The sequence below is a fragment of the Selenomonas sp. oral taxon 136 genome, from assembly GCF_001554015.1.
In the GTDB taxonomy this organism is placed as follows: domain Bacteria; phylum Bacillota; class Negativicutes; order Selenomonadales; family Selenomonadaceae; genus Centipeda; species Centipeda felix.
On sequence record NZ_CP014239.1, the window covers coordinates 180,711 to 205,759 of the forward strand.

Annotated in this window: 14 protein-coding genes and 1 pseudogene; 6 read left to right on the forward strand and 9 right to left on the reverse strand. The window is 55.4% G+C overall.

Going from position 1 to position 25,049, the window contains the following annotated elements:
* Window positions 1–2 precede the first annotated feature (2 nt).
* Window positions 3–1,154 carry a PIN/TRAM domain-containing protein gene (locus tag AXE86_RS00855; protein ID WP_039980903.1) on the reverse strand — a complete coding sequence of 384 codons (1,152 nt, stop codon included), beginning with the start codon at window positions 1,152–1,154 and terminating at the stop codon, window positions 3–5.
* 528 nt (window positions 1,155–1,682) lie between these two features.
* On the opposite strand from AXE86_RS00855, the pseudogene AXE86_RS00860 reads away from it, so the two are divergent.
* The 4 genes and pseudogenes from AXE86_RS00860 to AXE86_RS00875 all read left to right on the forward strand — a co-directional run bounded on the left by AXE86_RS00860 (window position 1,683) and on the right by AXE86_RS00875 (window position 5,969).
* A pseudogene (locus AXE86_RS00860) lies at window positions 1,683–4,108 on the forward strand (TonB-dependent receptor plug domain-containing protein).
* A gap of 22 nt (window positions 4,109–4,130) precedes the next feature.
* The gene (locus AXE86_RS00865) at window positions 4,131–4,751 is read left to right on the forward strand and encodes a MotA/TolQ/ExbB proton channel family protein (protein ID WP_061943653.1); all 621 of its coding nucleotides are present in this window, start codon (window positions 4,131–4,133) and stop codon (window positions 4,749–4,751) included.
* Complete coding sequence (locus AXE86_RS00870) at window positions 4,751–5,158, forward strand: ExbD/TolR family protein (RefSeq protein WP_061943656.1); 408 nt, start codon at window positions 4,751–4,753, stop codon at window positions 5,156–5,158. The genes AXE86_RS00865 and AXE86_RS00870 overlap by 1 nt, the downstream gene beginning before the upstream one ends.
* Window positions 5,159–5,162: 4 nt before the next feature.
* On the forward strand, window positions 5,163–5,969 hold the full coding sequence (locus AXE86_RS00875) for a TonB family protein (protein ID WP_061943659.1): 807 nt from the start codon (window positions 5,163–5,165) through the stop codon (window positions 5,967–5,969).
* Window positions 5,970–6,010: 41 nt separating this feature from the next.
* Here AXE86_RS00875 and AXE86_RS00880 read toward each other — a convergent pair whose 3' ends face one another.
* The 3 genes from AXE86_RS00880 to pheS are packed head-to-tail and all read right to left on the reverse strand — an operon-like array spanning window position 6,011 to window position 9,760.
* Entirely contained in the window at window positions 6,011–6,268 is a 258-nt protein-coding gene (locus AXE86_RS00880) for a cell division protein ZapA (RefSeq protein ID WP_061943662.1), read from the reverse strand.
* A 15-nt stretch (window positions 6,269–6,283) separates the two neighbouring features.
* The gene (gene pheT / locus AXE86_RS00885; RefSeq protein ID WP_061943665.1) at window positions 6,284–8,719 is read right to left on the reverse strand and encodes a phenylalanine--tRNA ligase subunit beta; all 2,436 of its coding nucleotides are present in this window, start codon (window positions 8,717–8,719) and stop codon (window positions 6,284–6,286) included.
* A 12-nt stretch (window positions 8,720–8,731) separates the two neighbouring features.
* Window positions 8,732–9,760 carry a phenylalanine--tRNA ligase subunit alpha gene (gene pheS, locus AXE86_RS00890; protein ID WP_009442608.1) on the reverse strand — a complete coding sequence of 343 codons (1,029 nt, stop codon included), beginning with the start codon at window positions 9,758–9,760 and terminating at the stop codon, window positions 8,732–8,734.
* A gap of 226 nt (window positions 9,761–9,986) precedes the next feature.
* Here pheS and thiT point away from each other — a divergent pair, with 226 nt between their 5' ends.
* A complete protein-coding gene (gene thiT / locus AXE86_RS00895; RefSeq protein WP_061943669.1) occupies window positions 9,987–10,640 on the forward strand; it encodes an energy-coupled thiamine transporter ThiT in 654 nt (217 codons plus the stop codon).
* Window positions 10,641–10,679: 39 nt separating this feature from the next.
* On the opposite strand, the gene AXE86_RS00900 is transcribed toward thiT, so the two are convergent.
* From AXE86_RS00900 to AXE86_RS00915, 4 genes are all read right to left on the reverse strand, one after another.
* Window positions 10,680–11,339: a TatD family nuclease-associated radical SAM protein gene (locus tag AXE86_RS00900; protein WP_061943672.1), complete on the reverse strand. Its 660-nt coding sequence runs from the start codon at window positions 11,337–11,339 to the stop codon at window positions 10,680–10,682.
* A 234-nt stretch (window positions 11,340–11,573) separates the two neighbouring features.
* Complete coding sequence (locus AXE86_RS00905; RefSeq protein ID WP_061943675.1) at window positions 11,574–12,407, reverse strand: pyridoxamine kinase; 834 nt, start codon at window positions 12,405–12,407, stop codon at window positions 11,574–11,576.
* The gene (queF, locus tag AXE86_RS00910; protein ID WP_061943678.1) at window positions 12,404–12,895 is read right to left on the reverse strand and encodes a preQ(1) synthase; all 492 of its coding nucleotides are present in this window, start codon (window positions 12,893–12,895) and stop codon (window positions 12,404–12,406) included. The genes AXE86_RS00905 and queF overlap by 4 nt, the downstream gene beginning before the upstream one ends.
* Window positions 12,895–14,586, reverse strand: a complete 1,692-nt coding sequence (locus AXE86_RS00915; RefSeq protein WP_061943681.1) for a sensor domain-containing protein — start codon at window positions 14,584–14,586, stop codon at window positions 12,895–12,897. Before AXE86_RS00915 ends, queF begins: the two co-directional genes overlap by 1 nt.
* A gap of 283 nt (window positions 14,587–14,869) precedes the next feature.
* On the opposite strand from AXE86_RS00915, the gene trxA reads away from it, so the two are divergent.
* Complete coding sequence (trxA, locus tag AXE86_RS00920; RefSeq protein WP_061943684.1) at window positions 14,870–15,184, forward strand: thioredoxin; 315 nt, start codon at window positions 14,870–14,872, stop codon at window positions 15,182–15,184.
* A gap of 271 nt (window positions 15,185–15,455) precedes the next feature.
* Here trxA and AXE86_RS00925 read toward each other — a convergent pair whose 3' ends face one another.
* Complete coding sequence (locus tag AXE86_RS00925) at window positions 15,456–25,037, reverse strand: autotransporter outer membrane beta-barrel domain-containing protein (RefSeq protein ID WP_061943687.1); 9,582 nt, start codon at window positions 25,035–25,037, stop codon at window positions 15,456–15,458.
* Between the last annotated feature and the right edge of the window lie 12 nt (window positions 25,038–25,049).

Consider the following 25,049-nt stretch of genomic DNA (forward strand, 5'->3'; position numbering starts at 1 on the left):
CATCATCGTGCCATTTTGGCAAAAATCATCCGTCCCGCTGCCGTCTGGAGTGCCGAAGTCACCTCCACGGAGACGACCTCATTCATGCAGCGGAATCCACCGTCCACAACGATCATCGTACCATCATCGAGATAGGCAAGCCCCTGTCCATGTTCCTTACCCGGTCGGACAATCTGTACGGACATCAGGTCGCCCGGAATCGCCACGGGCTTGACCGCATTCGAGAGCGCATTGATATTGAGCACGGGGACACCGCGCAGTTGCGCCACCTTGTTGAGGTTGAAGTCGTTCGTGATGATCTTCCCGCCGACCTCCTGTGCGAGCTGGAGGAGTTTGGAATCCACCTCGGCGATATCCTCAAAGTCCACCTCCGTGATCTCCACCTTCATGCGCGACTCCTTGCGGATCTTTTGCAGGATATCGAGCCCGCGCCGTCCACGCACGCGTTTCAGGGCATCCGGCGAGTCGGCGATATGCTGCAGCTCCTCCAGCACAAAGACGGGGATGAGCAGCGTCCCCTCAAGAAAGCCCGTCTCACAGATATCCGCAATGCGGCCGTCGATGATGACGCTCGTATCGAGCAGCTTGTACTGCCTGTCCTCCTGCCCATCTCGCACCGCCAGCGGCATGGAGGTACGCACATCGGGGCGCATGCGGATCACCTCGCGCAAAAAGCGCGGAACGAAGTCAAAGACCTCGGCGATCTCCTGCTGTTTCTGCACCATGATATGCACACCGAGATACCCGATCACAATGCTGAACACGATGGGGATGTAGTCACCGACAATGGGAATCGTAGAAAACGCATCGCTTAGGAGGCGTGCTATGATAAGTCCGATAAAAAGCCCAATTGCCCCGGCAATCACATCGCGTGTTGGCATCTTCGCGAGCTGCCCCTCCACCCAGATGGAGAGACTGCGTAGCCGTCCGGTAAAAAATGGAGCCAATGGATAGCCGATCAGCCCGCCGAGCACCGTCCCGCACAGAATACAGAGCAGTCCCGCAAGCGACAGGTCGAAGATCCCCAGCTCCGTATGCCAGAGCGGCGCAGAAAAATAGGCGTTCGCCGTCGGAACGGCAAGCTCAAAGACAGTCGCACCGACAACTGCCGTAATGAGTACGATGAAAAAGCGTAAAATTCGTTCGAATAACAAACATTCACCTCCCTTCTCATCCGAAAGATTGGGAAAATGCCATAAACACAATCTCCCCAACATGCCCAGTATAATAAAAAAAAATCCCATTGTCAAAACAGAGTGAACAAAGAAAGCACGGAGATTTTCGGTCGCTCGGTCTTAAGAAAGCAATGATAAACTTAGCACCGTCGTCTTAGTCCATCTTTTTCGCCCGCTTATCGTTAGTAAATCCTCCACAAGCCCCTGCTATGCGTCCGGTTTACTGCCTCAATTGGGTAAAAATCTACGCCAATCTGAGAGACCGTTTTATCAGCGATTCCTGAATATATCTTTTTCTCGCACGTCAGCAAAAAGTCCTAGGCAGAGTCTCGCTCTGCATCCTGCTCGCCGCCTTGTTCCTGTAAAAATCTGCGCGTATCTGACAAGTTTTATTCATGATGCCCAAGATAAAATTTAAAAATATGAATTTTTCTATTGACACTTACATTATTTTGTCTATAATGATAATCACATTCATAAATGGCAAGAAAGAGGAAGAGACGAACAATGTCATTTCATGCTAAACTACGACACGGAAGGTATGTGATGGTGACCGCTGCCATACTCGCCTGTATGGGCAGCAGTATCACGTACGCTGCACCAGCGGAGGATGAGGGAACCCACGTATCAACTGACGATATCCATGTGGATGCGGATTTCGATAAGGAGATGCTGAAGGAAGCCCCTGAAACGAAGACGATCATCTCCCGTGTCGATCTCGACAGGAAAGGCGCGCGAACACTGTCCGATGCGCTCTCTGCCGAGCAGAGCATCCAGATGGGCACGGACAACATGGGACGAAAGACGGTCAGCATCCGCGGCGCAGATGCGCGTCACACGCTCATTCTCGTCGATGGACGCAGGCTCGCAGGAGGACTGAGCAAGTTCTACGGTGCAACGGACGAGGTGAACCGCCTTGGTCTCGACGACGTGGATCACATTGAGATCATTCGCGGCTCGGGCACAGCACGCTACGGGGCAGACGCCATCGGGGGTGTCATCAACATTATCACGAAGGTCTCGCATCGCAGAGGCGTACGTCTCACGACCGAGGGGTCGTGGATCGACGCGGGCGGCAGCCCGTACAATCACAGCATCGGTTACTCCACGGGCGACCTCGGCGGCGGCACGTACATGGACTTCTCCTATGGCTGGAGCAAGACCGCGCCCTTCCTCTACGACAATGACGGCACATCGATGCAGTATTACGGCAAGCGCAATCCGATGAGCCTGCGCGCTGAATTTACACTCGGCAAAGATGAAACCCTCACCCTCTCGGCGGATCGCCAGACGGAGGATCTGAAAAAGGATACGACGCTCGGAAAATTTACGGAGGGGAAAGGGATCGCCATGGCGGCGTCGGAAGACGCATGGCGCAATAATTTCAGCATCGACTGGAAGAAGCAAACGAGTCATGCGGACTACCGCGTGCGCCTCTATCAGACGGAGCATGATTCCGACGTGAACTATCATGTTTTTGGCAAAGGGGTACCTTATCGTCATTTCTATTTCGATAATTTCAATCGCAAGGACAATGTGATCGAGGCCTCGGTCGGTGTGATGGCACAGACAAGCACTATGTCACTGTCGGTGCAGACTATCATGATGAATACGGCGAGGGAACGCGCATCACGGTACCGGGACAGACGCCTCACGAAGAGACACGCATCTACACCTTCCCGAACCCCTCGGATCCATCCAATCCGAATAAACGCTCCTATACCGGTAATATCTATGAGACATCCCTGAACTACTACAGCGCCTATATCTCGGACGATTGGCAGGTTGGCAAGAAACTGCTTGTCATCCCCTCCCTGCGCTATACGAATCACAGCCAGTTCGGCGTAAATCTCTCCCCATCCATCGGTGCGACATACAAAGCACGCAATAACGTCCGCATCAAGGCGAACATCGGCACGAGCTTCGCCACGGGCGGCATCGCCGAGCTGTACCACGACTGGGAGATGTACGAGCCGTCACTGAACGCCTCACCGCCCATCCGAAACGGCTGGCTGTTCGAGGGCAATCCCGAGCTGAAGCCCGAGAAAGCACTCAATATGGACATCTCCGTTGAAAAGGACTTCGACAAAAAGACGAGTGCAAAGATCACACTCTTCCGCAACGACTATAAGGACTATATGCAGATCATGTATAAGGGGGAAAAGGACAGCAAGAATCTCTACGGGCGCACATATTATGATACGCATATACGCTATCCAGATCCATGGGGATTCAGCGGCTATGACGATCTCGTGAATGCATTGAACGCAGCGTCGAATTGGACCGATATCGAGAACAACGTCATCGATGAGTCGGTTTTTGCATCCGGCGTTCCCGCAACAGATGATGTCTATTCGTACGAAAATATTTCCAAGGCACGCACACAGGGCATCGAAGCAGAGGTGACGCATAAAGTATCGCGTGACTTTACGGTCAAGGCAGGCTATACTTATCTTGATGCCTATGACCGTCAGACGGGCAAGCGACTTGAGGGTCGCGGACGTCACATGCTCAATCTCACGATGAGCTACAGTGATCCGAAGAACGGATGGCGCGCAACCCTCTGGGGTGACTACACGCGCAACTACCTCGATATCCGTGACCGTATTGCAACGGGACGCATCATCGGTGCTAATGGTGTTCAGAATTTGGAACATGTTGATTTCACAGATCCAAACACAGGGGAGGTGTATCATCTGGTCCGGAGCGATGCGGAGGCAAGGATGTTTATGAGAGGCGACATTGAGCACGGCTACACCCGTGAGAAAGTCGCCCGTGAGAAGAACTACGGCCTGTGGAATCTGATGATCGAGAAAGACTACCACCACTTTCTCACGTTCTACGCCGGCATCACGAATCTGTTCAACCATTATGACCCATACCTTGGGATGGGCGGGCGCATCTACCGCTTCGGTATGCGCATGACCTTCTAGTTTATATAAAGGAGACAAAGATATGTCAGGATTTGAAAGTGCAGTACATCTCTTCCACAGCGGCGGGCTGGTCATGTACCCCCTTCTGATTCTCTCGCTCATCACGCTTGCGATTGCGGTGGAGCGGTTCTACTACTACCGCGTCAACCGCAGGGGGTCCCGCGCATTCTTTCATGGGGTCTATCACTCTGCTGTCCAGAAGGACTGGGATACGATCATCAATCTCTGCAAGGAGTACCCCTCCGCGATCAGCCGCATTGTCGAGAGCGGCATCGAGAACGACCGCACGGAAAATGCGATGAAGAATGCGTTCTCCGACCGTATGTCGATGGAGTCGATCAACTTTCGCCGCTATCTCGACTATCTGAGTGCGATCGTTACGATCGCCCCGCTGCTCGGCCTCTTGGGCACGGTCACAGGAATGATTCAGACGTTCAGCGTCCTCGATGCGGGCGGCGGTGCGGCTGCCATTACGGGCGGTGTCGGGGAGGCACTGGTCGCGACAGCAACCGGTCTTTGCGTGGCGATCATCGCCTTCTGCGTCTACACCTATTTCAGCCATCAGCTCGACGCGATTGTCACGGACACGGAGCGTCTCTGCACCACGATTGTCACGGCGAAGAAAGAAAGTTGGGATGCGTAATGAATTTTAGCAATCACCGCCTCAAAAAGAAGCCGGAGTTTATGATTATACCGATGATCGATATCATCTTCTTCCTGCTTGTCTTCTTTATGATGAACAGCCTGCAGACAGTGGCGCAGAAGGCTCTCGCCGTTCAGCTGCCGCAGGCACAGACCGCGACTGCACCGGCACAGCTGCCGATCATCATGACGCTCGATGCAGACGGGCATATCACGATTGACAACAATCCCGTGAGCATCACGGAGTCCGCGGCGATCATGAAGCGTCACATGGAGGAGAATCCGAAGGCGGCGGTCGTCCTGCAGGCAGATCAGCGCACGGCGCATGGGCAGGTGGTCGCCGTGATGGACATGCTCAAAGGAGCGGGGGTCAAACGGCTCTCGATCGCAGCAGAGCAGAAGGGATAGATCGATGGAGCAACATCTCTCATGGAGAAAAGCATATATCGTTTCTGCCGCCATTCACGTCGTCATCTTTCTCCTGCTCGCCGTCGGACTTGCTGCCGTCGTCGCAAAGCAGGAGCAGCAAGTCTACGAGATTGACCTGCAGGCATCGGATTTCAGTCAGGGCAGCGGGCATGAGGGCGGCGGCAGTGCCGAAAGTCTTTTCCCGGAACCGCTGAAGGCGGAGGAGGTCGCAAAGCGCGTCGAGACGGTACAGCAGATGCCGGTGCCCATAACGCCGTCCACAGCTGCCGTCCCATCCCCGGATGCAGTGACCATACCGGATGCGGCATCACCTGCTGCATCAGCGACAGATTCCTCCGCGGCACCATCATCCTCCCCAAGCGGCTCTGTCTCAGGCACCAGCGGCGGCGGAGAAAGCGGCACAGGTTCGGGATTAGGAAACGGCAGCGGCGACAGTACGGGTGATGGAAAAGGTGCCGGTGCCGGAGCGGGGGCAAGTCAGGGATCAGGGGACAGTACGGCCCCCGGTACAGGCACCGCACCATTTGATGTGGCAGGATTCCGTGCCGCGGTCGATGCGAATAAGGAGTACCCCTATATGGCACTCAAGCGCCACCTGGAGGGAACGACGACGATCACCACAACGATCAGCGCCTCGGGAGTAATCACAAGTGTCTCCGTCTCCTCCCCCTCCGGACACAGCGTTCTGGATGAGGCGGCTGTCGCCGCAGCGTATGCGGTCGGCAGCTATCCCAATCCCACCGGCAAAACGGTAACCGTAGATACGAACGTACGATTTAACATTCAGTAAAAAAAAAGAAGCTATGATGTGTGTGCATCATAGCTTCTTTTTTACTTTTCCTCAAGGATCTGAACGAGCTCATTGTAGTCACGCCGCAGCTGATCATATTCATCCATCAGCTGGAGCACGGAGAGCACTGCGATGCGCTGAACATCGAAGCTGCGAACCTTCTTCGACATCTCCTTGATGCGGCGGTCACTCTCTGCCGCCAGCCGCTTGAGACGATCCGGCTCATCGGTCTTGAGCTGGTAGCTCTGCCCAAACATCTCGACGACAACACGCTGTATCGTCTGTTTTTCCTCTGCCATGGCTCTCACCGCCTTTTATCCGCGAAGCTGTGCGTGAAGCTGCTCCTCCGCTGCCTGCAGGATTGCGGCGAATGCCGCATCCACTTCCTCATCGGTCAGGGTCTTGTCATCGGACTGGAAATGCAGGTGGAACGCCATGCTCTTCTTTCCCTTGCCCACCTGTTTGCCCTCGTAGACATCAAAGAGGGTCGCACCACGGAAGTAACTGCCGCCCTTCTTCGCAATGACGCGCTCGATCTCCGCCGTCGTAAGGCCAGCATCCACGAGGATTGCGAGGTCACGCGTCGATGCGGGGTACTTCGGCAGGGGCTTAATGGCAGCCTTTTTCTTGCGGTAGCGCAGCAGTGTCTCAGCATCCATCTCGAAGACGTAGACACTCTGTCCAATGCCAAAGTTCGCGGCGACCGTCGGATGAATCTCACCGAGGACGGCGATCACGTCGCGTCCCTTTTTGAAAAATGCCGTCTTGCCGGGGTGCATCGCAAAGTGCTCGCCACGCTCCACCGTGTATTTTTGTACGCCGATGGCAGAGAGGAAGCGCTCCAGTACGCCCTTTGCATCGTAGAAATCGACCATCGCATTATCCGTATCCCATGCGATAGGATTGCGCCGCCCTGTGAGGAGTCCTGCCACCTTGCGCTTTTCCTCGACGAGTTCCGTGACAGGCAATGCCCTCGGGAAGAAAACAGGCGCAATGTCAAATAACCGGAGATCGAGGTTCCGACGGGCGACATTGCGCGCCGCATTCTCAAGAATGCTCGTCAGAAGGGTCGTGCGGACGAGCGGATACTCCTCCATGAGCGGATTCATGATGGGAACCGCATGGCGAAGCATACTGTCCTCGGGCACACAGAGCTTGTCGAGTGCCGCTGTGCTCGTAAAGCTGAACGAAAGCTCCTCCGTCATGCCGAGGGAGGCAAGTGTTTCACGCATGGTATCGACAAACGCCTGCATCTCACTGACCGATCCCTGCAGGACTGCCCCCGACGGCATCTTCGATGCGATGTTGTCAAAGCCGTAGAGCCGCGCAACCTCCTCCGAAATGTCCTCCATCAGCGTCACGTCGCCGCGCCATGAGGGAACGACGACGCGATAGGTCTCAATCCCCTCCTCCTCGACGATAAAGCCGAGAGAGCGCAGTGCCGACGCCATCCACTCGCCCGGGATGTTCACACCGATGCGCTCCGCGACGGTGCGTGCACGAAACGTGAGTACCGTCGGGACGCGCGGCGTTGGATTGACGTCAATCGCCCCCTCTGCCACGGTGCAGGCATCCATCTCCGTGAGGAGCTGTGCGGCACGCGTCACAGCACGAATGGTCTCCGTCTCATCCACACCGCGCTCAAACCGTCCCGATGCCTCGGAGCGGAGGCCGATGCGCCGCGCCGTGCGGCGGATGGTCGGCCCATGGAAGGAGGCCGCCTCAAGGACGACCGTCGTCGTTTTGTCCGTCACCTCGGAATCGAGCCCGCCCATGATGCCGGCAAGCCCTGCGGGCTTCTCGCTGTCGGCAATGACGAGCTCATCTCCGACGGCGATGCGGTTGGAATCATCCAGCGTATGAAGCTGCTCCCCTGCACGAGCATGCCGCGCCGTCAGCGTATGTCCTGCGATACGGTCATAGTCGTATGCGTGGAGGGGCTGTCCCAGCTCCAGCATAACGAAGTTCGTCACATCGACAACATTGTTGATCGAGCGGATGCCCGCACCGCGCAGACGATCCACCATCCATGCGGGCGTAGGAGCGACCTTCACATCGCGCAGAACACGCGCGGAGAAACGGCGGCACAGCTCCTCATCGTCGATGTGAATGGAGACAAGATCCGCAGCGCGCACGCCCGCCGTCTCCTTCACCTTAATCGTCGGCATACGAAGCGATTTGCCCGTCAGCGCGGCGACCTCCCGCGCAATCCCGATGACACTGAAGCAGTCGGCGCGGTTTGCCGTCAGCTCGAACTCTAGGATCACATCGTCGAGGCCAAGTACCTGCGCCGCCGGTACACCGACAGGCGTATCGGGCGGCAGAATGTAGATGCCGTTCACCTGCTCGTCGGGCAGCCCCTCGGTATCAATGGCAAGCTCTCCCGCCGAACACATCATGCCGTTCGAGAGAATTCCGCGCAGCTTGCCCTTCGAGATCTTCTTGCCGCCGGGGAGCACTGCGCCGACCGCAGCGACCGGGACGATATGCCCCTCGCGCACATTGGATGCGCCCGTCACGATCTGCGTCAGCTCCGCACTGCCCATGTTCAGCTGACAGACGAGCAGATGATCGGAGTCCGGATGCGGTGTGATCTTCTCGATACGCCCGGTGATGACCTTTTCAAGCCCCTCGTCGGCACGCACAATACGCTCGACAGGCACGCCTGCCATCGTCAGGCGATCGGCAACCTTCTCCACCGGCTCATCTATCTCCACATAGTCCTTCAGCCATTTGATGGAAACCTGCATAGTCCCGCCTCCTTAGAATTGATGTAAGAAACGCACGTCGTTGTCGTAGAACAGACGCAGATCATCCACGCCGTACGCGAGCATCGCGATGCGCTCCACGCCCATGCCAAATGCAAAACCCGACACTACATTTGGATCGTAGCCGCTCATGCGCAGGACGTTCGGATGCACCATGCCCGCGCCGAGGATTTCGAGCCAGCCCGTGCCCTTGCACACGCGGCAGCCCGCACCATGGCAGGCGGAGCAGGAAATATCAACCTCGGTGGACGGCTCGGTGAACGGGAAGAAACTCGGGCGAAAACGCACCTTGGCGTCGACGTCGAAGAGCTCATGCAGGCACAGCTCAAGCGTTCCCTTGAGATCGGCAAAGGAGATGTCCTTGTCGATGACGAGCCCCTCCACCTGCGTGAACATCGGCGAGTGCGTCGCATCGTAGGAGTCGCGGCGATAGACGCGCCCGGGCGCGATCATGCGGATCGGAGCATTCGGCTCGTTCTTCTGCATCGTACGCGCCTGCACGGGCGAGGTCTGAGAGCGCAGCAGAATATCCTCCGTAATGTAGAAGGAGTCCTGCATATCGCGTGCGGGGTGATCCTTCGGCAGGTTGAGCGCCTCAAAGTTGTAGTAGTCCGTCTCGATCTCAGGGCCTTCCTCTACCGTAAAGCCCATCTGCAGAAAGATCTTCTTGATGCGGTTCAGCGTGATCGTGAGCGGGTGCAGATGTCCGATCTGCATCGTGCGGCCGGGCAGCGTGACGTCGATCTGCTCGGCGTCGATCTTGGCCGCCAGTTCACGCTGGGCAAGTTCCTCTGACTTCTTCGCGAGGAGCGCCTCGAGCTCGGCACGCGCCTCGTTGACGATCTTGCCGATGCGCGGTCGTTCCTCCTGCGCGAGGGCGCCCATGCTGCGCATGAGGGTCGTCAGCTCTCCCTTTTTCCCCAGAATCTTGACACGTATATCGTTAAGCTCACTCAGCGAGCCCGCCGTCTCTGCAATCGCAGCTCGGGCACGCGCCTTGAGTTCTCTGATCTTTTCGTCCATAACGTCCTCCTGTATGTGCACGTCGTCACGACACAAAACGATTCAAACAACAATTCTCAGTTTACCATATTCACGCCAAAAAATCTATGGACATGCGGATAAGATGAAGGGAATGTCTGCAAAGAGCACATTTTCAATTTGAACAAACATCGTTTTTATAGTATTCTATACGAAGTACCGGACACCGATGTCCCCCACACAAATTGTATCCTCACAGGAGGTCTCCATGGACACACTCATGAAAAGTACTGCCGATCTGATCGCGCAGCCGACCAGTCTCTTTGCGCTGCTCGCCGTACTCATCCTGATCCTCGGCTATCTGCAGATGCGGCGCATTCACTTCACGACCCACATGCTCATCAGCGTCACACTGATGCTCGCGCTCACGATCGTACTGCATCAGCTGCGCATCTTTCACATGCCGCAGGGTGGCAGCGTCACCATCGGCGGGATGATTCCCCTCCTCTTTCTCACCTACCGTTACGGGGCGGGCATCGGCTGTCTCGCGGGCTTCCTCTACGGCATGATCAACCTCATGCAGGATGCGTTCATCCTGCACCCCCTGCAGGTGCTCTTCGACTATCCGCTGCCCTATATGGCACTCGCGATTGCCGCTGCCGTACCGGGACGGATCTTCACGGGAGCCGCACTCGCCTTTGCGGCACGCTTCGCTTGCCACTTTATCTCGGGTGCTGTATTCTTCGGCTCGTACGCGCCGGAGGGAATGTCGCCCTATCTGTATTCCCTCGTGTTCAACGCGACCTACCTCGTCCCCGAGGCGGTGATCTGCTTCATCCTGCTGCGCGTACTCCCCGTGCCGCGCCTCCTCGCCGCGATGGACCGGCAAACGCCGCTCTATGGGGCGAAGCTGACGCTATAATGGCTTAGGGAATGACGGTGATCTGAAAGCAGTGAGCCCTTAGCTGTCCTCGTACGTGCGCACGCGCAGGGTCAGTCCGCGCTCCGCACAGATCTTGCGGCAGCGAGCGATCTCCTCCTCGTTCTCCACCTTCTCCACGACGGTGAGTACGACATTTGGAATATAGGGCTTGCAGTGCTCGGCAAAGGTGAGCATCGCCTCATAGGAACCGATGCCGAACTTCGAGCGCGTGAGCGCAAGATAACGCTCGGCATTCGATGCATTGAGACTGATGGAGATGGTGTCGAGCAGCCCTGCAAAGCGCTGTGCAAAGACGGTGCCATGCTCCAGCTCGCCCAGTCCGTTCGTATTGACGCGCGTCGGCACCTGCGGATGATGTTTCTTGACATGGCGCAGGACACCGAGCACTATGTCTAGGCGCATCAGGGGCTCTCCGAAGCCGCAGCATACGACTTCGGAGATGTATTCCCACGGCAGGCGGTCGAGCTCTTCCGTGATCTCAGAAAGTGTCGGGTCATGGTCAATCCAGAGCGAGGACTCCTTCGCCATCTCCTTCATGCTGCGCAGACAGAAAACGCAGTCACAGTTGCAGGAGTTCGTAATATTGACGTAGATGGCACGCTTGCCCTCAGGCTGCTCGCGCAGACTCTCCTCCATCGGCAAATAACGTCCGCCCGCATGGGTCGCGTAAACAATCATAATATGCTCCTAATCATACACAGAAATGAGAAAAGCTGCCCTTACGGCAGCTTTTTTGTTGTACAGCCTTACGGAAGCACTGATAAATTCGGCACAGCCATCTTGACGTATCTTTTTCGCCCGCTTTTCGTTAGCAAATCCTCCACATAGCCCTCGCTATGCGTCCGGTTTGCTGCCTCAATCGGACAAAAAATCTACGCCAATCTGGCATACCTCATTTTATCAGCGATTCCCTTACAGTTTGGTCAGCTCGCCCATAAATTCCTCAAAGGGCAGCCCGTAATTCCACGGCAGATCCAGCTCCTCCGCATAGGCAAGACAGTGACCGATAAAGTCGGCGGCACATTTCACTCCGTCCGCAAGGGGAATGCCGCGCACGAGGGACGCCGCGACAATCGCCGCAAACACATCGCCGGAACCGGAACGGTCACGCCCAATCTTCACATGGTCGTAGCAGCGGCTCTCTCCATCCTCATAGAGGTACGTGCGCACGCAGTCACCCGCGTGAAGGCCGGTAATGACAACAGCACGCGGCCCCATCGCGGCGAGCTGGTGCGCCATGTGAGACAGCGCTGCATCGGTCACCACGCCGTCCGGCGGATACGGCAGATCGAGGAGCTGACATGCCTCCGTGAGGTTTGGCGTCACGACGTCTGCGTACGGCATAAGCTGACGCATCTTTGCACAAAGTGCGGGCGTATAAGAGGAATAAAGCCTGCCGTTATCCCCCATCACAGGGTCGACAATGATCAGTGTATCCTTGCCTTTGAAACGATGCACCGCATCGAGCACGACCTCGATCTGCTCCTCCGAGCCGAGAAAGCCCGTGAGGATTGCATCAAAATCGAGATTGTTCTCGGCCCAGTTCTCCATGTACGGGCGCATACGCGCCGTGTAGTCGTCGAGATAGTGGTTCGGAAAGCCCGTATGTACGGAGAGGATCGCCGTCGGGAGCGGGCATGCCTGGACGCGCATCGCGGAGATCAGCGGAAGCTGCACCGTCACCGAACAGCGTCCAAATCCTGTCACATCATTGATGAGGGCAATCCGTTTCTGCCGCGCCGTCAACGGTTATCCACCCGTTCCAGTACGCGGTCGTGCTGAGCGAGGCGCTCCCACGCCAGCGCCTCATACCTCGTCCCCGGGATGCCGTAGTTTGCATAGGGGTCGATCGAGATACCGCCGCGCGGCAGGAATTTCCCCTGTACCTCGATGTACTTTGGTGCCATCAGGTGGATCAAATCGCGCATGATGGCATTGACAACATCCTCGTGGAAGTCGCCGTGATTGCGAAAGCTCACCAGATAGAGCTTCAGCGATTTGCTCTCGACCATGCGCTCCGCCGGCATATAGGAAATATAGATTGTTCCGTAGTCCGGCTGCCCCGTGATCGGACAGAGTGTTGTAAACTCGGGGCAGTTGAAGCGTACCCAGTAGTCATGATCCGTATGCTGATTTTGAAAGGTCTCCAATGCCTCAGGCGCATAGTCATATCCGTAGTCCGTCCGCTGCGCGCCGAGTGAGGTCAGCCCCTCCTCTGCTTTTTCTCTTCCCATTACATCCCCAAAAACTTTTGTTCAAATACATCCTGCGGTTCAGGGCGTCCAAAGAGATAGCCCTGAATCGTATCGGTCTTGCAGATCTTGACGAGGCAGTCGTACTCGTCCTGACTCTCTACCCCCTCGATGCAGGTGGTCTTGCCGATACTGTGGCAGAGCTCCACCGTATACTCGACGAGCTTCTGATCGAAATGATTGTCCAGAATCCGCATGACAAACGCACGGTCGATCTTGATGATATCACAGTTCAGATTCTTGAGTGAGGACAGCGAAGAATACCCCGTACCGAAATCATCCATGGCGATTTTGATGCCGTGCATCCGAAATGCATCGAACTGCGCATTGACAAATTTCAGATCGCTGACGATCTTGCTCTCCGTCAGTTCGAGGACGACGGCATCCGGCGGCATATCATGCCGATGCAGGCAGTCCTCGATGAACTTAAGGAACGAGAGATCCTTGATCTGCTCATAGCTCATGTTGACACTCATGCAGAAGTTCGGAATCTTCTTCCGCCACTCCTTGCAGACGCGCAGTGCCTGCTCAAAGATCCATCGCCCGACGGGCACAATGGTCTTAGTCTCCTCAAGGATGCGGATGAATTCCATGGGCGCGACCATGTGCCCCTTTTCGTTCTTCCATCGGAGCAGCGTCTCCGCACCGACAATATGCTGGTCGTCGCCTGCGACCTGCGGCTGGAAGTAAAGCTCGAAATTGCGGCAGCCAGCCTTGACATCCTCAAGAATTTGCTCCTGAATCGTCAGCGACCGCAGCCAGCGGTTATAGACCTCCTTTGAGAACGCATTCAGTCGGTTCTTTCCGCCGGCTTTCGCCGTATCCAGTGCCGCCTGCGCGTATTTATGCAGAACAAGAGGATCACGCGCCGCCTGTGGATAGAACACCATGCCCGCCGACATGGTGACAAGATACTGCCGTCCGTCATATACCTGCGGGTGCGCGAACTCACGCTGAACGCGGATGAAAAACTCCTGCAGCATCTCCTCATCTGCCTCCGGATAGATGAGTCCGAACTCATCACCATCCAGGCGATAGAGTGAAAGACGCCGCGGCACATTCTGCAGGATACACTCCGAAATCTCCCGCAGAATCACGTCACCGATCTCATGGTTAAACGCCTCGTTCACCGTGCGGAAATTATCGATGCCCATGACGAGGAGACCGCCGCCCTTCCCCGTCTCACGTGCTGCGCGCAGTGCCTCGCCAAGATCCTCAGTGAACTGATAGCGGTTCAGCAGTCCCGTCACCGAGTCTGCTGCATTACGACGTGCAAGCTGGCTGATCGTCCCAACGAAGAGATTCGGATGTCCATCCTCGGACAGTCCGATATTCCCCTTCAGGCGCAGCCATGTGAGATCGCCCTTCGCATTCGTAATACGAAAGTCCAGCTGCCGTTCCCGCCCCTCCGTCACGTCCATCAGCGAGGAAAATATCGCATCAAAGGCGCGGCGATCCTGTACGCAGATCAAGGGATGCAGCACGTCGACGACATGAGTCAGCGTCTCCGATGGCAGCGCATAATCACGGACAAACGTGGGTGAAGCAAGAAACACATCGGCAGCCGGATCCATCATGAAGGCATAGTCGGAGGTCGTGTTTTTCATCAAATCAAAGATCCGCTTGTTCTGCCTGAGTATCGGGCTCAGCGGTGCTCTTTTCTTCCCTGCCATCTTCCGTTCCCCTCTTCTCCATCACTCTATGGCAAATAAATTAAACTTCCATTTCTATCATTATATACTTTTTCTCCGGCACATGCAACCGACGGACGCTAGGAAGAGCTTATTTCATTAGGAAAAAAGTTTCAATGACTTTTTTCCTATACCTATTGAAAAATCTCTTGTTTTCTTTTATGATAATAGACAGCGTTCATAAAAATGCGGATAAACGAAAATTCGTCATCATTGATGTGGCGTTCTCCGTACATCCCATACTACGGCAAAGGAGATTCAGGCTGTGGCTGTCATTGAATTAACAAGAGAAACATTTGCCTCCGAAGTCCTAGCGGAAAAGCGTATGGTCGTCGTCGATTTTTGGGCGTCATACTGTATGCCGTGCCGGATGCTCATCCCCGTGCTGGAGGAAGCCTCCACCGCACGCAGCGATGTCAAGTTCTGCAAGATCAATGTGGATGATGCACAGGACATTGCCGAGCGATACGGCGTGATGAGCATGCCGATCCTCATCTTCTTCAAGAACGGAGAACCCGTCGATGAGTCCGTCGGGCTCATCACGAAGGATGAACTGCTCGCCATGCTGGAGAAGTGCTGATCATTCAGCACCGCCGATCTGACGGACTTCATTTTATCAGCAATTCCCTAGAAAGAACAAATAGAATAGTCGCTCTGCTGCATGACGGTGTTTCACTGCGTGCAGCATTTTTTATATGATATCCCCTGCGCAAGCCACCGCCATCGGTATAAATTCACCAATCGAAATGGCCTTTTTTCCTGTACACGCACAAAAAAAGCGCAGAAAAACTTTCCTGCGCTTTTTTATCAATCTACGCTGCCCCGACAAACTTCATCTTATCAGCAATTCCCTAGAAGCTCCAGCGCATACCGGCATCCATACGCCATGCGGTTTTGATGTCGCCGCCGAAGGTCTTCTCGAAGTTGCCGTACAGGTTCGTGCGGTCGTTGAGTTTCACCGTGCCGCCGAGCTGTACGCCGACCCACGTATCACTGCCGTTCTGCATCGTGCTCTTCGGTGTAAAGCCGTCCGAGTAGTCCGTATGCAGGTCGCCTGCGAACTCGTGGTAGAGCGAGACTCTCGCATAGTACGTGCTGCGCTCGGTCTCCTTGCCAAAGCCAAGGCCGAGACGCCCGATGAAGCTGTCAAACGGCTTCTGGTGCACATACATGTTCATGCCGATGTAGTCTGTGCTGCCGGTATAGCTTACACCGTTCAGATGGCTGTAAATCAGCTCAACCTGCGGCTCAATGAAGGTTCCTCCCTTCATTGCGATGCGCTTGCCGTACTCTGCCGAAAGCGAACCGCCCCATGTGCTGTAATCACCCTTCACATAGTGGCCGAAGTCGTTGTAGACGGTGTACTCGTTGTTCAGGCGGCCGACCTTTGCGATGAGATCGACATACTGTCCGGATTTGCCCGTCCATGTGCCGTAGATGCCGAGGTTGCCCTCTTTGTTCTTGCCGCTGCCGGCTGCGTAGGTGGAGGAGCCCTTCATGTAGCTTCCTGCAATACCGACGCGCCAGTCATTTCCAACCTTCTTGTCATAGCCGACCTGAATGGTGGAGTAGTTCATGCGGAAGTTGGCATTGTCCTTGTTGCTGGTGGCTTTGCCGCGGTAGGCACGTGCCCAGATACCGGTATCCTGCGGAGAGAGACGGAGGTCGCCCATACGCTTCATGAGGTCGTTCGCCTCAGCCCGCCAAGCCATCGAGGATGCGGTCATCGCGGATTTGACGCCGCTCATGAGTTTTGTCTCATAGTCACCGTATTCGATCTGCGTATTTGGATTGGGATTTGGATTGGGATTCGGATTGGGGTTTGGATTGGGGTTCGGATTGGGATTGGGGTTCGGGTTGGGATTCGGGTTCGGTTCTGTTGCCGGCGTGTAGACGTAGCCACCCTGGCCGCTCGCTGCATCGAATGTGATGTTCTCGATGCGCTTGCTTGCAGACGATGTCGTGAGACCCTCAGCGATCTCAGCCTTACCCGTGAGATTCCTCTCTCCTGTCGTATAGGCCGTATAGTAGAGCTTGTTCGCGAGTGCGTTGAGCGCTGCGCTCACGAGATTCTTGTCTGCTGCCTTTGTGGATTCCGTATTGAGGCCGACATTGTCTGTCACCATCTTGACGAGACTGCCTGCCGCCGCTTTCCCGATCGTGACCTTTCCGCCGTAGATCGTCGTCGGCGTCGCTGCGTCGTGGCGATAGAGCATCGTCGTCGAACCGTTGAACTCATCGATCATGAGATCGCCCGTCTCGCCAAGTCCCTTCTCCTCAATGGAGGAAGAACCCGTCTTTACCGGGGCGCCGCTGAGGCTTTGACTCGACGCGAGGAAACGGTTCGTTCCCGTCATATCGATGAAGCCGCCTTCGCCCGTGAAATACTTAACTTTGCTGATTGCGGCGTTGTTGTCCTGGTCTTTCTGCTCCGGCGTGATGGCATTGTGCCAGATCGCACCGTCGGAAAGTTTAAGCTGCAAATTGTCTCCAATATTGAAGCCTGTCCAGTTCGTGCCCGCGCCGCTCATCTCCACCTTCATGGAGCCGTTGGAGAATCCCTTCCAATAGGCACCGTTCTTCATAAAGAGGTTGACTGCACCGAGCTGGCCCGGCGTCACACCGTAGCCGCGCGTATCGGCATAGTTGCCGATCCAGTGTGAATCCGCGGTCGCAAGACCAACGCTCACACGGCCTTTCGTGCCCATGCCGCCGTTCGTGACGATATCGCCCTCGACAACGGCGCGGTTCGTACCGGCACCGTTCGCGAGACCGTCCGCTCCCTTCGTGACGTTGAAGTTAACGGTACCGTAGTTCTGCGTGACAAATTCGCCATAGGCGCGGATCGCTGCCCATGCACCATTGATGGCACGGATGGAACCGCCGCCGATGTCAATCTTTGAGGCGACAGCACTCACCGCTTCATTTGCGCCCTTGCCGTTTGCCGCATCATTTCCGTCCGCCAGCACATCGACAAGACCGTCGATCGTGATGTTCGACTCGACACCGTTCACACCATTCATCGACTTGATGACGGCAACATTCGTCTTTGCGGTTCCGTTGGAACGTACCTTCAGTACCTTATCCTCAAGGTTGCTGCCACCGTTCTGAATGTGGATCGCGCCGCCGCCGTTGACAAAGAGCGCCGCAGTCTGTCCGCCTGCCGTGCTCTCTGCATCAATAGAGATGGCTCCGGCATTCTTGATATTGACTTTCGAGTTCTTGCCAATGGACGAGATGCCAGTCGTGCTGACATCCGTCTTTGTATTGACGGCGAGGTTCTTTCCGCTCAGATCGATATCGAGTATCTTTCCATTATTGGCACTGGATATCGCCGCGCTGATATTGCTCATCCACGCGCCGGCCGAAATCAAATCCTTGCCGGTCGTAATGGTGGAGTCTTTCGTGAAGATATACCTGCCGTCTGCCTTGCGGACACCGGCATTCACATACGGAGCATCATGCACCTCGTCGCCTGTGATGGCGGTGGTGAACTCCGTCTGTGTCTGAGCGTCCGGTGGCTCCACAGCGGGGGTATAGACATAGCTGCCCTGGCCGCTCGCCGTGTCGAACGTGATGTTCTCAAGGCGTTTGCTTACAGACGATGTGGTCAGACCTTCGGCAATCTCCACCTTGCCTGAGAGGCTGCGTTGACCGCTCGTATATGCGGTGTAGTAGAGCTTCTTTGCCAGAGCGTCGAGCGCTGCGTTCACGAGATTCCTGTCGGCGGCCTTTGCAGATTGCGTATTGAGTCCCGCATTGTCCGTCGTCAGTGTGATGACGCTGCCGCCCGCTGCGTTTTTGATGCGGAAGTCGCCGCCCGTCATCACCGTCGGCGTCGCGGCATCGTGCTCGTAGAATACGCGCGCATAGCCGCTGTAGTTGTCGATCGTGATGTCATTGGCGTTCTTCTGGAAGATCACACCCGCATGGGAGGCGTCACTGCCGCCCGTAAACGAGGCAAGATGACTGCCCAGCCACTTGTTTGTAACACCGGATTTTCGTTCATTCGTCCAGTGGGCACCATTTTGCAAGGTCAAATTGAACTGCCCCACATCGTGTGCCGTGAAGCCGCCCTTCTGGAAATCCGCCCGATTGACGTCATACGTCGCGGCGCCCATCCACGAAGAATCTGCCGTTGTCAAAGAAACATTCAGTACACCATTCGAGTCAAAATCGACAAGTTGTCCACCGGTGTATTCGACTGTCTTCTTTCCATACTCACGCGTAACATACATATCACCTGTGATGTTTGTCTGTCTGCTTCCGCTGATGCCCTCTGGCGTATTGATGTTCACCGTGCCCTTTTGGACATGTACGGCACGATACTGCTTCGTTTGATCGACGTCCTCGGCAGCCGACATCGTACCGCCGCAGACATCGATCACGCTGTCTGCGCCGACAGTCTTCAGCACACTGCCCTTGATATTCTGAATATCGACATTGCCCTTGACTGTAATCTTGGACTCATCGGCCGTTGTTTGGAGTGCAGCCAGATTGCGTCCGTCATCTGCGCCCTTATTTTTCGTATCCACGCGGTCAGCACGCACGGACTGCACGGTGAGATCACCGTCGATCGTAACGTCGCTCGGAGAGCCGATGGTACCGGAGGTCTGAATAGCCGTCGCATTGTATCCCTTCGCATGAACGTCTTCGATCGTAACAGGTCCTTGAATATAGATATGGGCATTCGCATCCGTCTGGATGCCGTTCGCCGCACGTGTATCCGTATTCGACGCCTTAATGGTCAGCGCCTTTTTCTCACCACTGTTCACAATCCGAATGCTCTTGTTGTTGCCGCCGTAGATCGCACTGGCAATCTGGTTCTTACTGTTTGCCTCAATGCGCAGGCTGTGCCCGTTCATATCGACGACCATCGGATGCTGCTTGTCATAGGCACTGTTTTCTGTATAGAGCGCCGAGACGACGCGGTTTCCCTTGGTATTTGGCTGTGCGGCAAGTGCCTGGCGGTCATAGGTCAGCGTTTCCGATTCCTTAATCGGATCGGTCGTCACCTCGGACTGCGGCGTATAGACATAACGTCCCTGTCCCGTCGTCCCGTCGAATGTAATATCCTCGATGCGCTTGCTGGCCGCCGATGTTGTCAACCCCTCGGCGATCTCCGCTCTGCCCGTGAGATTCCTTTCCCCCGTCGTATAGGCCGTGTACCAGAGCTTGTTGGCCAGCGCATTGAGCGTCGCGCTGACAAGGTTCTTGTCCGCCGCTTTCGTCGATTCCGTATTGAGACCCGTGCTGTCCGTCGTCAGCGTGATGGCGCTGTCTGCCGCCGCGTTCTTGATGCGGAAGTCGCCGCCCTTCATCGTCGTCGGCGTTGCCGCTTCATGCGCGTAGAATACGCGCGTATAGCCGCTGTAGTTGTCGATTGAGATATCCTTGTCGTTCTTCTGGAAGATCACCCCCGCATTGTTGGTATTACTGCCGCCTTTCAAAGAGACAAGACGGCTGCCGGCAAAGGTATAATCATAGTCATAACCAAGTTGGTTATTCTCTTTATCCGGCACTGTGCCACCATATTGTTCATTGTTCCAAACAGCACCGTTCTGCAGCCAAAAGTTAATCTTCCCCTTGCCAAAGGCAAGACCGTTCACTCCCGAATCCTTATTCACCATAGCGACATCGATACGGCTTGTTTTCCCCATAGCGCCGACGTTGCCGTCGAATTTTACCGTATTTCTGCCCATATTGCCATCTTTTGCGTTGACATAAATTTGTCCCGTTCCACCTGTGAAGAGAGCCACCGCATCGTTGTAGGCTGCTACACTTGCTTTCAGCCCCTCAAGAGTTACGGTTCCTTCGGTTGCTTCCACAGCGCGACTTGATTCATATCCTGTCGCATCTATTTCTGCTACGCCCGAAATATTGGTTGTCCCGCTCTCATTCAGAATTCCCCAAGAATATCCGGCATCACTCACTTCTTTTTCGTTCGTGAACAACCGAAGCGTATCTGCTGTAATATTGAGCTTTTTGCCCGCATTCTTGATGGATACCGCTTTTTGTGCTCCATCCACTCTTGTTTCAACGGTAAGCGTGTGATCTGACGCATCGATCTTCACATCTTCTGTTGGAGTGATGACACCAGCGCCTTCATCCTCCGTATTGGTGTAACGAATCTTCGAATCTTTCGTGAAGTGATACGTGCCATTTGCCTGACGAACATTCGCATCGATGTATTCCTGATCCGAATCCGTACCGAGAAGCTGCGTCGTAAACTCCGTCTTCGTCTGCTCCCCGCTCGGCGGGGTCGGAGGGGTTGGCGGAGCCGGTGTATAGCTGCCTTGTCCGCTCGCCATATCGAATGTGATATTCTCAATGCGCTTGCTGGCAGCAGAAGTGGTTAGTCCTTCAGCGATCTCCGCCTTGCCGGAGAGATTCCTTTCGCCCGTCGTATAGGCCGTGTACCAGAGCTTGTTGGCGAGCGCATTGAGCGTATTATCCACCAGCTTCTTATCGGCGCCCGATGCTGCCTCCGTATTCAAACCGCTGTTGTCCGTCGTCAGCGTAATGCTGCTGCCCTCAGACGCCTTGCCAATCTTCAACGCAGCGCCGATGATCGTTGTCGGCGCTGCAGCGTCATGCGTATAGAATACACGCGTATTGCCGCTGTAGTTGTCGACCATGATATCCTTGCTGTCTCTCTGGAAGATCACGCCCGCATGGGCAGCATCATCGCCGCCCTTGAGGAAACGCAGCCAACTCCCTGTGAATTTCGCTGCAGTGAGTGCACTCTTCTGCTTGTTGTAGTCCCCATTCGCCCAAACTGCACCGTTCTGCAGGGTCAGCACATTGCCTTTTGCTGCGCCGTTTTGCTGAAGAATGACCGGGAGACTGAATGCTTCATCCTCTTCTTCATCCTCGCCGTCGCTCGGCGCCACCTTTTGGATGACGCCGTTCAGGGCGGACTGTCCTGTCGTCAGCGAGATATTGGTGTTTCCTTCCTCACCCGTCTGGACATTGCCGTTGATGACCACCTCACGGCTGCCATCGCTGTTGACCGTAACCGTGCCATTGCTGTTGCTGATGGCCCAAGCGCCGCCCACCGAATCCTTGTTCAGCTCTACATGCAGCCCATCCGTTTCAATCGCTGCGCCTCGACTCGTGACGAGCCCCTGCGCAGTCTGGTTGCTCTGCGCCTTGATATCGAGATCACCCTTGATTGTGATGACAGAGCCGTCCTGATTATTGCGTATGCCAAAAGCACGACCGTCGCTGCTCTTTACATCAATCTTCAGCGTATCCGCCGTGATCTTTATGCCATCCTCGCTGTTGTTGTCCACACCGAGGATAAAGTTGCTGCCGTCGCCGATCAAGGTCAGCTTATGCTCCCTTGCATCGACATTGAGCAGCTGTTTTGGATAGGTTGCTGCTGCGATGATGCCGTCATAGGAGCTTCTGCGAATCGTCGTGTCCTTCGTGAACTTGTAATTGCCGGGCGACGGCTCGACATTGGCCGCCTTGTACTCGGCAACTTCCTTCTGTGTAAGCTGCGAGGTGAACTCCGTCTTTGTCTGTTCCGTGCTTGGCGGCGGAGGTGTAGGACCTCCACTGACGTAGCTGCCGCGTTCCGTCGCAAAGGTAATGTTTTTATTGATGGAGGAGGCCGTCAGTCCCTCACCGATCGCGAGTTTGCCTTTGAGTTTCCCGTCGGCGAAATTCTTGTACGTCAGCTTATTGGCAAGCGCATTCAATACGGTGTCTTGATTGGCTGCTGTCACCCCGTTTGCGTCGGTAAAGAGCGTGAAAACATTCTCAGTTCCCACAGCCTTGCCGATGACAATATCACCCCCCTTAAAGGCTGTTGGTGTTGCTTCATCATGCCGATAAACAGCTGCTGTATGGCCGCTGTAATTATCAAGCGTCATTGCATCCGAATCCTTTTGGTAGATGATGCCGCGTGTGGCCTCTGTCGTACCGCCATAGAAATTGGTGACACGGCTTCTGCCGACATAGATCTTCTTTCCTGCGACATCAGTGAGCGCGCCCGCGCCGATGTCTTCGTTGTCCTGATAGTAGCGCGCATTGCGCCCCTCATTCAGCCATGCTGCACCGTTCTGCAGATAGAGATTTGCCGTACCGCCGTTATCCACAAGGCCGTGCAGGTAGGACTTGTCTGTCATGAGGGCGACGTCGAGTCTGCCCTTGGGCAGCACAAATAGGTCGCCGTCGAGCTTTACATCAGCAATTTCATTTATTTTTTTGCCGTTGCCGAGTTTCGTCCCGTCATCGCCCATATTCATGGAAATCGCGCCCTGATAGGCGGCAAGCGCATAGTAGCTGTACTTCATAGCGGCAGGCACTTGGATGGAGCCGCCGCCTGCGATGCGTACGCTGCTGTCCTTCGCATTCGTCGTCACGCCGTTGCCGTAGACGGTCATATCTACATCGCCGTTTACGGTCACATTGCTCTTTTCGACCTGCGTAAGAATGCCTGCATTGTTGAAGCGCGAGAATACATTCTCACGATTGAGCGGAATACCCCACTGATCCGTCTGTTCACCTGCGATCTTCAGATTGCCGTTGATGCGGATCCCCGATGCGGTGCCCGCTTCATAAGATTTTTCTCCAAAACGGTCACTCTTTTGGATCGCGACGCCGTTGCCGCCAAGGCCGCCTGTCATCGAGATACTGAGCGGTCCGTTGATGGTAAGCTGCGCCGCCTTGTTTTTCATCGCATCAAGCTGAACGGCATTTGTCAGGGTATTGCCGCCGTCAAGCCCTCGCGTGAGGATATTGATGCCCTTTGCCGCACTTACCGTGAGATCCGTTCCCCTAGCATAGATTCCCGTCGGATTTCCCACCGTGTTTTCCACCTGCAGCTGCAGGAGGTTTTTCTTTGCGCTGATATTAAGGCGCTTACCTCCGGCTGCAGAAATCGCCGCAAGCACATTCGTCGACTTGTCGCCGAGCTTATCCTGCCCGATGCTGACAACGGTATCACCGTCCCAGCTCTGCCGCGTCGTGACCGTATCGGTGTATACGGCATTGTCTTTCCAGATGGCATTCTCATTGCGTGTCGCTGCGGTCGTCGTTCCGCCCAGTTCCGGCGGCAGCGTCATGACGACGGATGCCGTCGTGCCGTAGACCCAGTCCGGCTCGATCATCGTGATCTTGTTGAAGCGGCTGAATGCCTTGTTCTCGGAGAAATCCTTCGCCTGCCATATATGTTTCGCCGCATCATCGCCGTCCGTATAGGCCTGCAGAGTATCGCCAAGCTCCAGCCAGAGACGCTTCGTATAGTATTCGGCGTTGAGCTTGCCGAACCATCCCTCCTGTTCGTGCGCAACGGCAATCTCCGTCCAATCGTCGGGATGTTCCGACATCAGATTGGACATGGTCGTCTGGTAGACATGCGCATTGATCTGGCTGCCGCTTGGGCTGAGATTGTACGTCATGACGTAGGCAGTGCCGTTCGGCAGGATCTTCAGATCGCGCATATCCTCGCCGGTTCCCTTGACATGCTCTGGAATAGAAGCGCGGCGCTGCTCCGTGCCCAGGATGCGCCCCGTATTCTGATCGATCTTGGCGATGTTGAGCGCCGTATAGTGGGTATTGCCCGTCCCGTTATAGTGCTGATAGCCGCCGATGCAGGAAATGAGGATATGGTCGTTGAACTTATTGAGTCTGCCCTGATCGATGTTGCGGCTGATGCGCGTATAGCTGCCGAACTTCAGGGTGCCGTCGTCCTGGATGTCGTACTGCATCAGGAAGCCGTCATCGTAGGGATCATAGCCCCCAAGCGGATTGACGGACGCCGCCACATAGAGCCTGCGCCCCTCGACGAGCAGCGCCTCACCGTGCACCTGTGCTTTTGCAGGGTCACCCGTGTAGGTTTTGTCTTTCTCGCCCTTTGAATCTTCGTCGAGGTTTTTGAACGTCTCGGTGAAGTTGTAGCCGCAGTACTGCTTGATGTCATTCTTGAGGTTGACAACAGCTCTTTTGTTTTCCATCAATCGCTTGTCGTTTTGGCGCACGACACCGATCTGCCCGAGATCATAGCCGGTCATATAAATATATTCATCGCTGCCTGCCGCCGCATGCATATTCGGTACATCTGCCGTCTTTCCGCTCGCCACGCTCGCCGCCGCACCAGCAGAATTTGGATCGATGAGCTTCGTCCCTTCCAGTTCCGTCGTGCTATAGGTGTATTGACGCAGCAAGACCATACTCTTGCCTTTCTGATGGAAGCCAAAGGATGCGGGATCGCGGTTGAGGTTTTTCAGCACGCCGACCTGGGGATCGGCATCCACCTGCGTCGTCACTCGGGAACCAGTCACGGTCCCCATCTCGCTGTTTCCGTAGTCCGATGGGACGGTCGAGACGAGGTTTGCCGCACTTGCAGTCGAAGCACAGAGCAGTCCGCCCATAATGAGAACAGAAAGCCGCATACGCTGCACTTTACCAAAATGCGATTTCATAATGCTCCTCCT